Here is a 14,982-nt window from a genome sequence, read left to right on the forward strand (position 1 = left end):
GTCCCCATCAGGCCCGCGGCCGCGCGGTGGCGGGGGCGGGTCGCGCCCGGGCGGCCGGTCCCCGGCCGGCGCCCGCCCCCCCCCGCCCCGCGGGGTCAGGGGATCAGGCGGGTGTGAGCCCCGGGTTGCCGGCCTCGGTGACGAAGGAGGCGGCCGTGGTGATGGGGGCGCCGGGCGTGGTCACCGCGGACACCGTCTTGAAGTCGGTGCGCGCCGCGTCCTGCGTGAGGGTGACCGTCGCATAGCCGCGGCGGCCGTTGTAGAACTTGAGGTGCGGGTTGGCCTGCATGTACGCGGCCCAGTTGGACGGCTTGTCGGAGCCGTCCTTGCCGCTGGTGATCGAGGTGGTGACGATCTCGGTGCCGAGGGTCTTCGAGGCCGGGTCGTCGAAGTCCTTCTTGATGTCGAAGCCGTAGTGGACGTGGACGTCGCCGGTGAGGACGACGAGGTTGTCCCGGCCGGCGGCCTCCCAGCCGTCGAGGATGCGCTGCCGGGAGGCGGGGTAGCCGTCCCAGGAGTCCATGGACACCTTGAAGTCCGCGGTCGAGCGGTCCTTGCGCTGGGCGAAGGTGACCTGCTGGGGGACGACGTTCCAGGTCGCCCGCGAGGCGCGCCAGCCGTTGACGAGCCAGCGCTCCTGGGTGGCGCCGGTCATCGTGCGGGCCGGGTCCTGGGACTCCGGTCCGGGGACCTGCCAGCCGTCGCCGTACGCCTGGTTCGAGCGGTACTGGCGGGTGTCGAGGACGTCGAACTGGGCGAGCCGCCCGAACTCCAGGCGCCGGTAGAGCTGGGCGTCGGGGCCGTGCGGGAGCTGCCTGCGGCGCAGGGGCTGGTTCTCCCAGTACGCCCGGTAGGCGGAGGCCCGGCGCAGCAGGAACTCCTCCGGGGGCACGTCGTTCTCGGGGATGTCGTCCGCGTAGTTGTTCTCGGTCTCGTGGTCGTCCCAGGTGACGACGAAGGGGTGCGCCGCGTGCGCCGCCATCAGATCGGGGTCGGTCTTGTAGAGGGCGTACCGGAGCCGGTAGTCCTCCAGCGTGACGGTCTCGCGGTTGAAGACCTCCGGCAGCTGCCGGTCGGTGTAGGCGCGGGCGCCGCCGGTCGCGGTCACGGCGTACTCGTAGAGGTAGTCGCCGAGGTGGAAGACCGCGTCGAGGTCCTCGTCCGCGAGGTGGCGGTAGGCGGTGAAGTAGCCGTCGTGGTACGCCTGGCAGGACACCGCCGCGAGGCGCATGCCGGTGATCCGGGCGCCGTGCGCGGGGGCGGTGCGGGTGCGGCCCACGGGGCTGACCCACTGGCCCACGCGGAACCGGTAGTAGTGGACGCGGTCGGAGTCGAGGCCGTCGACCTCGACGTGCACGGCGTGGTTGAACTCCGGGTGGGCGTCCACGGTGCCGCGCCGGGTGACGTGGGCGAAACGCTCGTCGCGGGCCACTTCCCAGCGGACCGTGAAGCGCGCCTGGGGCAGGCCGCTGCCGCTCTCGTACGGGCGGGGGGCGAGGCGGGTCCACAGCAGCACGGAATGGGGCAGCGGGTCGCCGGAGGCGACGCCCAGGGTGAACGGGTTCTCGGCTATCTTCACGGCGCTCGCCTCGGCCGCCGCGGCGGTGCCGCCGAGCGGGACGTTCGCGGCGAAGGCCAGCGCGGCCGCGGCCCCGGTGACGGTCAGGAAGCGGCGTCGGTCGAGGTGGCGTGCGGCGGCGCGCAGCTCGGCGGCGTGCCCGGACGGAGAGGATGAGGCGGAAGGCTGCATGTGCGTGCCCACTCCCTGACATGCGAAGTACGGCCGTGGGGCCCGGACTTTGGTGTTGCCAGGGCATTGCAGTGGTGCAGGGCGGCGGGGAGTTGCCGGATGGTTGGCGTGTGCATGGATGCGAGATGGCCATTGGCCGACCTCGCGGACTTCACCGGACTTCACGGGAGTTCACCGGGCTCCCTGCATCCCGCTTGTCGGTGTTGCGTTGTGGATGCGTCACTCTCGCGGGAATGTCCGTTCGCGGCGGCGTCGGCGACGCGACGGCGCGGACCCCCAGCGGGGGCCCAAGAGCCCGGGTGCGGCAGGGTGGTGATGGTTCCTCAGCATTGCGGCACGCACCGGCCGACGGGACGTTGCGAAGCCTCGTCACGACTGCGGGCCGGACCTGTGGGAAAGCGTCCGGTCCGGGCCCGTGCCGGGGCATGGGACCGTCGCGTCAGGTGCTCTTGCCGATGTCGTCGTGGCGGGAGACGAAGCGTGCCCTGCCGTCCTCCACGTGGTACAGGAACCACCCCCCGTCTTGGACGGACTCCAGGTACTGGGACTGGCTCTCGTAGCTGAGCCGGCGGGTGATGCCCTGCCAGGGCGCGCGCAGGAGTTCCGCCCGCAGGGACGCGCGCCCGTCGACGCCCGGCGAGGCGAGGCCGTGGGCGGCGAAGCGGACCGCGTCGTAGGCCTCCGCGGCCCACGGGCCCGGTGCGCTGCGGTGGCGGGCCCGGTAGGCGGTGGCGAACGCCCGGGCCCGGTGACACTTCGACGGGATCGTGTCGCGCCGTCCCGGACCTGGCCGCGGACGCGTACGGCACGTCGCCGGGGAGCCGCGCGTCCGGTCGGCAGGGTGGGCCGAACCGGACGCGTGGTGGTCAGCGGCTCAGGCCGGCCAGGACCTCTCGGGCGGCGACGCGGAACTCCTCGTCGTTGCGGATGATCTCGGTCTGGTTGCCCGACCCCACGATGCGGCGCTCCCCGTCGGCGAGCAGCCGCACGTGTTCCCGCTGGACCGGGGTGTACGCCGCGGTGCCGAGGGCGGCGAGGGCGGCGAGGGCCTCGAGCGCGGCCAGCGCGGAGTGGAGATGCGCGCCCGGCCCCGCCGCCGGGAGGACACGGTCGACGAGGTCGGTGAGGCCGACACCGGCGGGGCGGTCGCTGCCGGGGAACGCGGCCACCAGTGCCCGCGCGGCGGTCGCCGCCGTGCCCGGGCGGTCGATCATGGGCAGCAGGTGCGGGACCGCCGGCCGCGCGGCGGGGCCGAGGAGCACGGCGACCCGGGCCGCGTGGTTCGCGGCCTGATCGCCCCGGGGTCTGCCGGCCCAGGTCAGGCCCTCCAGGACCATGGGCAGCACGCACTCCTGGTCGTGCGTCAGCTCCCAGACCGCGGCGGCCGCCGTCAGCCCCGCCCGCACCGCCGAAACGGTGCCCCGGGTCTCGGCCGGTTCGGCCAGCAGCGCCAGGAGGCGGGGGAGCAGCGGGCGCGCCTGCCCGCCCAGCGAGGCGGCGGCCTCGACGCAACGGTCGCGTGCCCCGTTCGGCTCACCGAGTGCCGGACCCAGGACGGTGACCAGGGCGGTGGCGTCGCCCGTCAAGGTGTGGAGCGCCGCCGCGGCGGCCTGATGGTCCGGCAGGGAGCCGTCCCCGGCGCGGGCCCGCAGCGCCACGACGGCCTCGGGGTCGCGCTCGGCGTCGGCGACGGCGGCGAGCGCCCGGCCGATCGGGAGGGGGTGATGGGGGAGCGCGGCCAGCAGTTCGGGCAGCGCGGCCCGGGCCGCGGGCCCCCAGGCGGCCAGGAGACCGGTGAGATGGACCGGCCTGTTGGCGGCCGCGAGACCGCCCGGCGCCATCAGGGACCGGCGCTCGCGCGGCGCGGCGGTGTCGGCCGCCAGCCCCGCGCGGACCGCGTCGAGCAGTGCCGGGGTGCACGGGAGGGGCGCCGGCCGCCGTCGCGTGGTGCGCCGGAAGGCGGCGTCCAGGGCGAGAGGCCGGTCCTCCAGGTTCCGTGCGAGGAGATCCGCGGCCTCGGGCGCCCCCAGCGTCACGAGGGCGGCCAGGGCCCGGTCGGCGGACTCACCCTCCCCTTGGGCGAGGCGGACCAGTGGCGCGACCGCGCGCGGAGCGGGCTCGGCCCAGTCGCGCAGCGCGGTGATGACATCGTCGGCGGTGTCCGGGGCGTCGAGCAGCGGCAGCATCGCCGGCAGCAGTCTGCCCGGGGCGGTCCTGGAGCGCAGCGCGAGCGACTCGGCGGCCCAGGTCGCCTCCGCGGCCGACGCCTTGGCATCCGCACCGGCGCGCACGGCCGCCGCCGCGCGGTCCAGCGCCGCGACGACGACCTCGACCGTCGCCTCGGCGTCACCGCGCCCGTGCAGGCCCACCGCAAGGGCCTGCAGCGGTTGGCTCTGCCACTGGCCGCCTTCCGTGTGCCGCGCCAGGGGCGCCAACTCCGCCACGACGGCGGCGAGCTCGCCGGTCCACGGGCGACCGGTGTCCACGGCGGCCAGCAGCGCCGCCACCCGTACGCGCGGGGACTCCGCCGTGCGCAGTGCGGCCGCGCACAGTTCGCCGGCCGCCTCCCGGTCGATCAGGACGCGCGCGGTGAGCACGTCCGCCCGTACCATCGGATCGGTCTCCGACTCCCAGCGCCGCCACAACGCCGCCCGGGCGGCCGAGCCGGCCTCCCGCCCGCACTGGGCCACCGCCCATGCCGCGCACTGCCGTACCTCGGGGACGGCGTCCGCCAGCAGGGGCAGCATCAGCGGCAGCTGCCCGACGACCGCCGTGCGTGCCGCGCCCGGCCGTTCCAGGCCGTGCTCGTCCGTGCTCCCGGCGATGGCGCCCAACACGCCGAGCAGGTTCACCCGGCGCACACCCGCCGCCGCGAGGCGGGCGAGAAAGGGCACGGCCGGCAGCGTGGCCTCGTAGACCGTGCCCTGGTGCACGATGCTGCTCCACAGCTCCTGTTCCGCCTCCTCCGCGACCTCCTCGTCCGCGGCGGTCAACGCGCGCAGCAGGGCGGGGACATCCTCGGCGGGGCCGTAGGCATGGCGCAGTTCCGGCCAGGCGACCCGGTCCAGATCCGCGAACGCGGCGGTGAGATCCATGCCGCGGATCCTGGCACACGGGTCCGACGGGGCCCGGGGCTTCATGGGGAGGAGGCGGCCGGCCCACGGCCGACCGCCTCCTCCCCACCGGCCCGGGGCGACTCCGGACCGTGCTCCCCCGCGGGCTCGGTGGGCGTCACCGTGCCGGCGTGGCCCGCGCGCTCAACCGCCCGTCCGCACTCGCGAGTCCCGCGCCGCCCGTGCTTCTGCGACGACCCGCCCGCGCTCGGTGTCCGGGAAGCGGGCGAGCATGGCGGCCAGTTCACGGCTGTCGACGTTGGCGCCGAACGGCTCGGTCCCCGGTTCGAGGCGGACGCCCTCGGCGAGCGGGCCCGCGACGACGGGGTCGAAGCCCAGGGCGTCCACCAGACCGGCGACCTCCGCGAGGCCGGCGGGATCGTCACCGGCGACGGCGATCGCCTTGCGCCCGTCCGCTCCGGCGGGCCGGGCCCCGTCCTCGAGGTCGTGGTACCCCATGTGGTTGAACGCCTTCACCACGCGCGAATCCGGCAGGAAGGCCTGGACGGTCTCACTGGAGGACGTGCGCGGGTCGGTCAGGTCGTCGCGGACGCCGTCGACCTCCCACCAGTAGTTCATCGCGTCGATCACCAGCTTGCCGCGCAGCGCCTCGGCGGGGATGCCGCGGTACTTGCCCAGCGGCAGCGCGAGGATCGCGATGTCGGACCGGGCCGCGGCCTCGGCGGCGGTGACCGCGACCGCGCCCGGGGTGAGGACCTCCACCGTGAGCGCGATGACGGAGGGGTCGCCCGAGCCCGCCACCAGCACGCGGTGCCCGGCGGCCAGGGCCAGCCGCGCCAGTACCGTCCCGACCTTCCCGGCGCCCAGGATGCCGATGGTGCGCACGCCCTCGGGGTTCATGTCGTCTCCGTTCCTTCGGGCTTCAGCCGGCGAGGATGTCGCGGACCATGGGGATCACCTTGGTGCCGTAGAGCTCGACGGCACGCATGCGGGCGCCGACCGGCTGGGGGCCCACGGTGTAGATGAGGTCGAACCGGCCGACGCCGAGGTCGCCGACGGCTCGGGCGATCTTGCGGGCGACCGTCTCGGGCGATCCGACGTAGAGGGAGCCGTGCTCGATCTCGGCGTCGAACTCCTCGCGGCGGACCGGGGGCCAGCCGCGGAGCTTGCCGATCCGGTCGCGCATCACCTTGTAGCCCGGCCAGAAGCCCTCGCGGGCCTCCTCGTCGGTGTCGGCGATGAACCCGGGGGAGTGCATCCCCACCGGGTGGGCGGTCGTGCCGAACTGCTCCGCCGCGCGCCGGTACAGGTCGATGTACGGCTCGAAGCGCGTGGGGGAGCCGCCGATGATGGCGAGCATGAGCGGGAGGCCGTAGCGCGCGGTGCGGACGACCGACTGCGGCGAGCCGCCGACGCCGACCCAGGTGGTCAGGCCGGACTCGGTCTTCGGGAAGACGTCCGCGTCCTTCAGCGCCGCCCGCGTGGTGCCGCTCCAGGTCACCGGCTTCTCGTCGAGGAGCTTCGCGAAGAGCTCGATCTTCTCCTCGAAGAGCACGTCGTAGTCGCTGAGGTCGTAGCCGAACAGCGGGAAGGACTCGGTGAAGGACCCCCGCCCGAGGATCACCTCGGCGCGGCCGTTGGAGAGCGCGTCGACGGTCGCGAAGCGCTGGAAGACGCGGACGGGGTCGTCGGAGCTGAGGACGGTCACGCCGGAGCCGAGCCGGATCCGCTCGGTGCGGGTGGCGATGCCGGCGAGCACGGTCTCCGGGGTCGACACCGAGTACTCGGGGCGGTGGTGCTCGCCGAGGGCGATGGCGTCGACGCCGATCTGGTCCGCGAGGACGGCCTCGTCGAGGACCTGCCGGATCGAGGCCGCGTGGGAGACGGTGGCGCCGGAGTCGTCCTGTGGGACGTCGCCGAACGTGTCGAGGCCGAAAACGAGATCAGACATCAGCGGGTTCCTTCGTGAGCAGTTCGCGCACCAGCGGCGCCACTTCGCGACCCAGCAGCTCGATGGTGCGGGCGCGGGCCTGGCGGGGCAGGTGCATGATGTCGTACTTGAGGTCGAAGCGGCTCAGGTGCAGGTCGCGGGCCGTTCGGGCGATCTTGCGGGCCACGGTCTCGGGAGAGCCGACGAACAGCGCGCCGTCGCGGATCTCCTCCTCGTAGCGCTTGCGTGTGGGTTTGTAGAAGCCGCGCTCCCGGGCGAGTGCGGTCATCACCGGCTCCCAGTACCGCCACCAGGTGTCGGCCGCCTCCTCGTCGGTGTCCGCGACCAGGCCCAGTGAGTGCTGGCCGATGGGCTGGGCCAGGTGCCCGAACTGCTCGAGGCCCCGCCGGTAGAGGTCCACGTGCCCGGCGAAGCGCGTCGGGCGGCCGCCGATGATGGCCAGCATCAGCGGCAGGCCGTACCGGGCGGCGCGGATCGTGGAGTTGGGGCTGCCGCCCACGCCGATCCAGGTGGGGATGCCGCCCTCGCGCATCCGGGGACGCAGGCGCTGGTCGGCCAGCGGGGTCCGGACGGTGCCGGACCAGGTCACCCGCTCCTCCCGCTGCAGGCGCATGAAGAGGTCGAGCTTCTCGTCGAAGAGCCGGTCGTAGTCGGCGACGTCGTGGCCGAACAGCGCGAAGGACTCGGTGACCGACGCCCGTCCGACGACGAGTTGGGCCCGTCCGTTCGACACCGCGTCCAGCGTGGAGAACGAGTGGTAGAGCCGTACCGGGTCGTTGGTGCTGAGGACGGTCACCGAGGTGCCGAGTTTGATGCGCTCGGTGGCGGTGGCCATCGCGGAGAGCAGGACGGGGGTGGCGGTGTCCATGTGCCCTTCCCGGTAGTGCTCGCCGACGCTGAAGACGTCGAGCCCCGCGGCCTCGGCCAGTGCGGCCTCCTCGACGAGCAGCCGGACGGTCTCGGCGTCGCCGAGCACGCGGCCGTCGTCCGTCGCGATCTCTCCGAACGAGTTCAGGCCCAGTTCGAAGTCCGTGGGTGTCATGGCCCCCTCCTCCCACCTCCGGAACGGCCGACCGTCCTGGCGGTAATGTGATTGACGCGTCAAGCATGCATCGGTATGATTGACGTGTCAAATAGAGGGGGCGGTCATGGAACGCCGGCACGGGCTGCTGCCCACCACTGAAGAACTGCAGATCTGGCGTGACTTCATCGAGACCACGGAGCGGCTCCGCTCGCAGCTGGCATCGCGCCTTCAGGGTGACTCCTCGCTGTCACCGGGTGACTACGCCGTGCTCCTCGCGCTGCAGGAGGCGGAGGGGCACCGCTTGCGGTCCTCGGAACTCGCGGCCGCCGTCGGCTGGGAGCGCAGCCGTCTGTCGCACCACCTCGGACGCATGGAACGGCGCGGGCTGATCCGGCGCGTGGAGTGCGCCACCGACAACCGCGGCGCCGAGGTCCTGCTCACCGACGACGGCGCGCAGTCCTTCCGGCGGGCCACGCTTCCCCACCTGAGCGCCGTCAGGGAACTGTTCGTCGATCCCCTCACGGCCGAGCAGATGGCCGCCGCGGGCGAGATCGCCGCGGCCCTGCGCACCCGGCTGGACGCCTGCGACGCCTCCTGAGGCGTCCCCGCGCCGCGCCCGCCCCGCCGCCGACCGTCCCGTTCGGTGGCGGCCGGGCGGACGAAAGGCAGATTCCTCGTATTTCCGGCATGGCATCGGGTGGCGTGTCACACAAACGCCGGATGCCCGGTCTCAGGGAGAGAAGCAGGGCCCTGTACCGAGGAATTCGAGGAAATGTGTCATGAGCGGACCGATGCTCGACCCTGTCGCGAGGGCGACGGCGGAGGCGGCTGCCCACCCTGTTCCGCCACGAGCCCGCCCCGGAGCGGGCGCGGGACGCGGTACGTACCTCGGTTCATGAGGCGCGCCCCCACGCGTGCCGGGGCATGGGTTCCTCGCGCAGCGGCGGCGGGCCGGGAGCGGTTCGCCACGCCCCTGCCGGTTCGCCCCCGTTCCGGGCGCCGGCCGTGCGCGGCGCCACACCGGCCTCCTCGCAACGCCTCCCACCGCATCGCAGGGACCACACCAACATGAACGAGTCGCAGTCCACCGCCACGGCATGGCGACGGCGGATGGTCGCCCGGGTCGCCGACGAGAGGCACCGCACCGCCACAGCGCTGGAACTCTTCTTCGACCTCTGCTTCGTCGTGGCCGTCGCCCAGACCTCCGCCGCCTTCGAACACGAACTGGCGGGAGGACACGTCGGTCGCGGCATCCTCGGCTATGGGTTCGTGTTCTTCGCGATCTGGTGGGCCTGGATGAACTTCACCTGGTTCGCCTCCGCCTACGACACGGACGACATCCCGTACCGGCTGCTCACCGTCGTGCAGATCACCGGCGCCCTCGTCATGTCCGCGGGTACGGCCGCGGCTCTGCAGCACGGCGACTACACCATCATCACCTGGGGATACGTCCTCATGCGGCTGGCCATGGTCAGCCAGTGGCTGCGGGCGGCCCGCGCCGATCCCGAGCGACGCCGAACCTGTCTGCGGTACGCCTTTGGGATCCTCGCGGTGCAGATCGGCTGGCTGGCGAATCTCGCGCTGCCCGAGGACGTCCGGTTCGGGGCACACTTGGTCCTCGTGCTGGGCGAGCTCTGCGTTCCCGTCTGGGCGGAACGGGCGACCCGCACCACCTGGCACCCCCGGCACATCGCCGAACGCTACGGCCTGTTCACCCTCATCGTCCTGGGCGAGTCCATCACGGCGGCCGCCGGCGCCGTACGCGCCGCTCTGGACACCGATGCGACGTTCGGCGACATCGCCACCCTGGTCCTGGGCGGCACCCTCACGGTCTTCGCCCTGTGGTGGCTGTACTTCGCGCAGAACGCCTCCCGCCGCCTCAACAGCTTCACCACGGCCATGCTGTGGAGCTACGGCCACTACGCGGTGTTCGCCTCCGCCGCCGCGGTGGGGGCCGGGCTCGCCGTCAACGTCGCCCACACCACCGGACACGGCCATCTGACGGACCACGCCGCTGCCGCCACCTACACGATCCCGGTCGCCGCCTTCATCATGTGCGTGTGGCTCCTGCACCGCCGGGCCGTCGAACGGCTCTCCGCGTTCGACGTGGTCCACGCGCTCGCGGTGCTGGCGATCCTCGCCGCCGTGTTCACTCCGGCCCCGGTCCTCGTGTCGGGCGTCGTCGCCGCGCTCCTGATCGCGGCGACGGTCGTCCTGGGCGACCGCGGCCCCGCCGGGGCGCCGGCGCGGTGAGCGGCCCGGGCCGCGCGGCACCCCCTCACTCCCAGCCCCGATGTCCGCGTGGCCGCCCTCCCCGCGGAGCGGGGTACGGCACGGCATGCTCGTCCTGGTCACGGCAAGGGCAGTTGCCCTCGTGCGGTGGGGTGGACGGGGCGTCCCGGTGGCGGTCGCGGTCGGCCGGGTCGGTGCCTCGCGGCCGTCACCGCGGGCGGGTTGCTCGATGTGTGCCAAGGGCCCCTCGCATCAGGACATGATCGACAGTGCCGCCCGAACCCGACCATAGGGTTTGGGACATGAACTCCACCTTGTCCGTCCGCCCTTCGCCGCCCGCGGTGAAAAGGAAAACGCCTCCGTCGCTCGGCCCCAGCTGGTTCGCGGCCGTGATGGGCACCGGGATCGTCGCCAACGCGGCGGTCACCCTGCCCCGGAGCTTCCCCGGGCTGCGGACCGCCGCCTTGGCGGTATGGCTGGGCGCCGTGGTCCTGCTGGTGCTGCTGGCGGTCCGCTACCTCCGGCAGCGGGCGCTGCGCCTGCACGCGGCGGACCCGGTGGTGGCGCAGTTCTTCGGTGCGCCGCCGATGGCGCTGCTCACGGTGGGCGCCGGGGCGCTGCTGCTCGGCCGTCGGCTGATCGGGCTCGAGGCGGCGCTGGCGGTGGACTGGGTGCTCTGGTCGGTCGGCACCGTGCTCGGCCTCGTCACGGCCTGCTCGGTGCCGTACCTGATGGTGACCCGGCACCGCTTCGCGCCGGACGCGGCGTTCGGCGGCTGGCTGATGCCCGTGGTTCCGCCCATGGTCTCCGCCGCGACGGGCGCGCTGCTCGTACCGCACACGCCGGCCGGACAGCCGCGGCTGGCCCTGCTGCTGGGCTGCTACGCGATGCTCGGGCTCGGCCTCATCGCGGCGCTGCTGGTGATCGCCATGATCTACGGCCGTCTGGTGCACCACGAGGCGCCCACCGGAACGGTCGTGCCGACGGTGTGGATCGGCCTGGGGGCACTGGGGCAGGCGGTGACGGCGCTGGGCGCGCTGGCCGTGGTGGCGCCGGGCGTGCTGCCCGCGTCGTACGCGCGGGGCACGGCGGTCTTCGCGCTGCTGGCGGGTCTCGTGGTGTGGGGCTTCGCCATGCTGTGGATGGCGCTGGCCATAGGGCTGACCGTGCGGACGATCCGGGCCGGGCTGCCGTTCGCGCCGACCTGGTGGTCCTTCATCTTCCCGGTCGGCGCCTGCGTGACCGCCACCGGCGCCCTCGCGGTGCGGACCGGATCCGAGCCGTTCATCTGGACCACCGTCGTGCTCTACGCGCTGCTCGTCGCGGCCTGGGTCGTGGTGGCCGGCCGCTCGCTGCGCCACGGCGTCGTGCACCTGTGCCGCCGGTCCGCCGCCGCGCACGCCCGCTCCGGGCCCGCGCAGCCGGACCCCAGGACCGGCGAGGCGACCGTACCGGACGCCGCCGACCGCCCCGATTCCGCGGCCGATGTGCCTCTCGCCGCCCCGTCGGCGGACGCCGTCGGCACCTCACCCGCCCTCCAGGACACCGCCACGCCCGCACCGGTCGCGGGAGCGACCGCCGGACCGTCGTAGCGCCACCTGCCGGCCCCACCGGCCAGGACGACGCCGAGCCGGCGCGGGCCCCGCGCGGGTCCCGTGGATGCACCGGTGCGGCGGACTCCGCCGGGTCGCGGACGAGGCGCCTGCGATGGCCGGGGCCGCAGAGGATCCGGGCCGTGCCGGCGCCGGCCCTCGATTCGGGACGGCCGCCCTCGATTCGGGACGGCTGGCACGGTGACCAGGCGCGACCGCGGCGGCTGCGGGGGTCCGGCGGAGGCGTCGCCCGGCGTGATGTCCTGATGTGACGCATCCATGGCATATCGACCTCTCTTCCCCACTTCTCACGATGTCATAGCGTCGAGGGTGCGACACGGCCGGACAGGTTCGCCTCCACGACGGATGCGAACGGAAAGCGCCTCGGGTACGACGCGGTACGCCGGGCTCTCCGGCCGCGATCCCTCCAATGGTCGTTCTGAATGAGGAAGAAGGCGATCCACATCGTGGCGTCGCGATCACGCACCGGGGTGCCGGTGCTCCAGGGGCTGGAATTCGGCCTCAACGAGTGGCTCGTGGACGAGCAGTACGAGCGATACCTGCGGGACCCCGGCTCGGTCGACCAGAGATGGCGGGATCTCTTCGCCACCCCGGCCCCCGCGGCCGGACGGCAGGCGCGCAACGGCACGGGGACCGCGCAGGGCGGTCCGGACGACGCGGCGGTCAAGGCGGTCCGCGTCGCCGCGCTCATCGACGCGTATCGCGTGCGCGGCCACCTGGTGGCCGACACCGACCCGCTCACGAGGGAGCCGGAGACCGCGCACCCGGAGCTCGACATCACGGCTTTCGGGCTCCATGACGACGACCTGGACCGGGAGTTCGTGGTCGACGGGTTCGCCGGGCGGGCCACCATGACGCTCCGCGAGGTGCTGCACTCCCTGCGGGAGTTCTACTGCCGCACGGTCGGCACCGAGTACATGCACATCCAGACCTCCGGGGAACGCCGCTGGCTCCAGCAGCGCGTCGAAACGCCCCGGCCCCGCCCCGACCGCGCCGAACAACTGCAGATCCTCTACCGGCTGGGCGCGGCCGAGGCCTTCGAGACCTTCCTGCAGACCAAGTACGTCGGCCAGAAGCGCTATTCGCTCGAAGGCGGCGAGTCGGCGATCGTGCTCCTCGACGCCCTGCTGCACCGCTCCATCAGGCAAGGGGTGCCGGAAGCCGTCATCGGCATGGCACACCGGGGCCGGCTCAACGTCCTGGCCAACATCATCGGCAAGTCCTACGCGGAGATCTTCGACGAGTTCGAGGACGCGGTCGACATCCGATCCGCCCAGGGATCCGGCGACGTGAAGTACCACCTCGGCGCGGACGGGACCTACCGCGCCCTGGACGGCGGCACGATCGCCGTCTCCGTCGTGGCCAACCCCTCGCACCTGGAGATCGTCGGACCGGTGGCCCAGGGAGTGGTGCGTGCCAGGCAGGAACTGGCCGCGGACGGGGCCGCGGACGGGGACGGGGAAGGGGACGGGCACCCCGTGCTGCCGATCGTCGTCCACGGCGACGCCGCGTTCGCCGGTCAGGGCGTCGTCTCCGAGACGCTCAACATGTCGCAGCTGCCCGGCTACCGCACCGGCGGGACGGTCCACATCGTCATCGACAACCAGCTCGGCTTCACGACCGCGCCCGCCAGCGGCCGTTCGAGCACCTACGCCACCGATGTGGCGAGGTCGGTCGAGGCGCCGATCTTCCACGTGAACGGCGACGACCCCGAGGCCGTCGTCCGGGTCGCGCGCCTGGCCTTCGACTATCGCCGGACGTTTCACAAGGACGTCGTCATCGACCTGATCTGCTACCGGCGCCACGGGCACAGCGAGGTCGACGACCCCTCCATCACACAGCCGGCGATGTACGACCGTATCGACGCCACTCCCTCGGTGCGCAAGCTGTACGCGCAGGCGCTGGTCCGCCGGGGCGACATCGACGAGCGGCAGGTGGAAGGCGCGCTGCGGGACTACCAGGGGCACCTCGAGCGGGCCTTCACCGAGACCCGGGCGCTGCCGGCCGCGGACGCCGCACGGCACGCCGACCTGGTCGCCGTCGACGCCGAGGACGGGACGGCAGCCCCGGCGGTGCCGACCGCGATCACGGAGGCGACCGCCCGGCGCGTCATCGCCACCCAGACGGGTCTGCCGGAGGGCTTCACCGTGCACTCCCGCGTTCTGCCGCAACTCCAAAGGCGCGCCGCGATGCCGGACGCCGGGTCGATCGACTGGGCCACCGCGGAAACCCTGGCCATCGGCTCCCTGCTGCTGGACGGGACTCCGGTGCGGCTGGCCGGACAGGATTCCCGTCGCGGCACGTTCGGCCAGCGTCACGCCGTGCTGACCGACCGGCGCACGGGCACCGAGCACACACCGCTGAGCTCCCTCGGGCCGCGGGCCGGGAGTTTCGCCCCCTACGACTCGATGCTCTCCGAACTGGCCGCGCTGGCCTTCGAGTACGGCTACTCCCTGGCCCGGCCCGACGCCCTGGTGCTGTGGGAGGCCCAGTTCGGCGACTTCGCCAACGGTGCCCAGACCGTCGTCGACGAGTACATCGCGTCGTCCGAACAGAAGTGGGGCCAGCGCTCCGGGGTGACGCTGCTGCTGCCGCACGGTCTGGAGGGGCAGGGGCCGGACCACTCCTCCGCGAGGATCGAGCGCTTCCTCCAGTTGTGCGCGCAGGGGAACATGACCGTCGCCGTGCCCTCCGTGCCGGCCAACTACTTCCACCTGCTCAGGCAGCAGGCGTTCGGCGAGCACAAGAGGCCGCTGGTCGTCTTCACCCCGAAGTCGATGCTGCGGCTCAAGGCGGCCACCTCCGGACTGTCGGAGTTCACCACGGGTACCTTCCGTTCGGTCATACCGGACGAGTCGGCGGACACCGCCGGGATCAGCCGCGTGCTGGTCTGCTCCGGCAAGGTCTTCTACGACCTCGACGCCCAGCGGCGGAACGCGGGCGTCACGGACACCGCGATCGTCCGGCTGGAGCGCCTCTATCCCTTCCCCGAGGAGGAACTGAGCGCGGAACTCGGGCGCTTCCCCGCGGACGCCCAGGTGCGATGGGTGCAGGAGGAGCCGGAGAACCAAGGGGCCTGGTCCTTCGTGGGGCCGCGTCTGCAGCGCGTGGCGGGCCGCCCCGTCGACCTGGTCAGCCGGCCGCAGGCCCCCGCCCCCGCCGTGGGCTCGGCCCGGCGGCACGCAGGCGAGCAGAAGGACCTCGTGGCGTCGGCCTTCCGCTGACCGCGTCCCGGCGTGCCGTCGGCCGCCCCGGACACCCCTCGGACCCGGTCCGAGGGGTGTCCGGTCGTTTCGGGACCGTACGCCGGCGACGGGGGTCACCCGGTTGGTGTACGG

At 73.3% G+C, this 14,982-nt stretch carries 8 protein-coding genes and 1 pseudogene; 4 read left to right on the forward strand and 5 right to left on the reverse strand.

What is annotated here, in order from left to right; translation table 11 throughout:
- Positions 1-103: 103 nt before the first annotated feature.
- The 5 genes from AB0F62_RS33565 to AB0F62_RS33585 all read right to left on the reverse strand — a co-directional run bounded on the left by AB0F62_RS33565 (position 104) and on the right by AB0F62_RS33585 (position 7,817).
- Complete coding sequence (locus tag AB0F62_RS33565; RefSeq protein ID WP_361808160.1) at positions 104-1,750, reverse strand: alkaline phosphatase D family protein; 1,647 nt, start codon at positions 1,748-1,750, stop codon at positions 104-106.
- 866 nt (positions 1,751-2,616) lie between these two features.
- The gene (locus AB0F62_RS33570; protein WP_361808163.1) at positions 2,617-4,845 is read right to left on the reverse strand and encodes a hypothetical protein; all 2,229 of its coding nucleotides are present in this window, start codon (positions 4,843-4,845) and stop codon (positions 2,617-2,619) included.
- Positions 4,846-5,007: 162 nt separating this feature from the next.
- The gene (locus tag AB0F62_RS33575; RefSeq protein WP_361808166.1) at positions 5,008-5,724 is read right to left on the reverse strand and encodes an NAD(P)-binding domain-containing protein; all 717 of its coding nucleotides are present in this window, start codon (positions 5,722-5,724) and stop codon (positions 5,008-5,010) included.
- Positions 5,725-5,746: 22 nt separating this feature from the next.
- A complete protein-coding gene (locus AB0F62_RS33580; RefSeq protein ID WP_361808169.1) occupies positions 5,747-6,775 on the reverse strand; it encodes an LLM class flavin-dependent oxidoreductase in 1,029 nt (342 codons plus the stop codon).
- Positions 6,768-7,817 (reverse strand): LLM class flavin-dependent oxidoreductase, encoded by a 1,050-nt coding sequence (locus AB0F62_RS33585; protein WP_361808172.1) that lies wholly within the window; start codon positions 7,815-7,817, stop codon positions 6,768-6,770. The genes AB0F62_RS33580 and AB0F62_RS33585 overlap by 8 nt, the downstream gene beginning before the upstream one ends.
- Before the next feature lie 106 nt (positions 7,818-7,923).
- Here AB0F62_RS33585 and AB0F62_RS33590 point away from each other — a divergent pair, with 106 nt between their 5' ends.
- From AB0F62_RS33590 to AB0F62_RS33605, 4 genes and pseudogenes are all read left to right on the forward strand, one after another.
- Positions 7,924-8,397, forward strand: coding sequence for a MarR family transcriptional regulator (locus AB0F62_RS33590; RefSeq protein WP_361808175.1), 474 nt, complete (start codon positions 7,924-7,926; stop codon positions 8,395-8,397).
- Positions 8,398-8,867: 470 nt separating this feature from the next.
- Entirely contained in the window at positions 8,868-10,052 is a 1,185-nt protein-coding gene (locus AB0F62_RS33595) for a low temperature requirement protein A (RefSeq protein WP_361808178.1), read from the forward strand.
- 281 nt (positions 10,053-10,333) lie between these two features.
- Complete coding sequence (locus AB0F62_RS33600; protein ID WP_361808181.1) at positions 10,334-11,623, forward strand: TDT family transporter; 1,290 nt, start codon at positions 10,334-10,336, stop codon at positions 11,621-11,623.
- 518 nt (positions 11,624-12,141) lie between these two features.
- Positions 12,142-14,868 (forward strand): annotated as a pseudogene (locus AB0F62_RS33605) (multifunctional oxoglutarate decarboxylase/oxoglutarate dehydrogenase thiamine pyrophosphate-binding subunit/dihydrolipoyllysine-residue succinyltransferase subunit); the annotation flags it as partial.
- Positions 14,869-14,982: the final 114 nt, after the last annotated feature.

Source organism: Streptomyces sp. NPDC026673 (assembly GCF_040638135.1).
Lineage (GTDB): Bacteria > Actinomycetota > Actinomycetes > Streptomycetales > Streptomycetaceae > Actinacidiphila.

Excerpts from the sequence above, each read along its gene's own strand:
- AB0F62_RS33590 (WP_361808175.1), top strand. The coding sequence starts at position 7,924 with ATGGAACGCCGGCACGGGCTGCTGCCCACCACTGAAGAACTGCAGATC.
- AB0F62_RS33570 (WP_361808163.1), bottom strand. The coding sequence starts at position 4,845 with ATGGATCTCACCGCCGCGTTCGCGGATCTGGACCGGGTCGCCTGGCCG.
- AB0F62_RS33580 (WP_361808169.1), bottom strand. The coding sequence starts at position 6,775 with ATGTCTGATCTCGTTTTCGGCCTCGACACGTTCGGCGACGTCCCACAG.
- AB0F62_RS33565 (WP_361808160.1), bottom strand. The coding sequence starts at position 1,750 with ATGCAGCCTTCCGCCTCATCCTCTCCGTCCGGGCACGCCGCCGAGCTG.
- AB0F62_RS33575 (WP_361808166.1), bottom strand. The coding sequence starts at position 5,724 with ATGAACCCCGAGGGCGTGCGCACCATCGGCATCCTGGGCGCCGGGAAG.
- AB0F62_RS33595 (WP_361808178.1), top strand. The coding sequence starts at position 8,868 with ATGAACGAGTCGCAGTCCACCGCCACGGCATGGCGACGGCGGATGGTC.
- AB0F62_RS33585 (WP_361808172.1), bottom strand. The coding sequence starts at position 7,817 with ATGACACCCACGGACTTCGAACTGGGCCTGAACTCGTTCGGAGAGATC.
- AB0F62_RS33600 (WP_361808181.1), top strand. The coding sequence starts at position 10,334 with ATGAACTCCACCTTGTCCGTCCGCCCTTCGCCGCCCGCGGTGAAAAGG.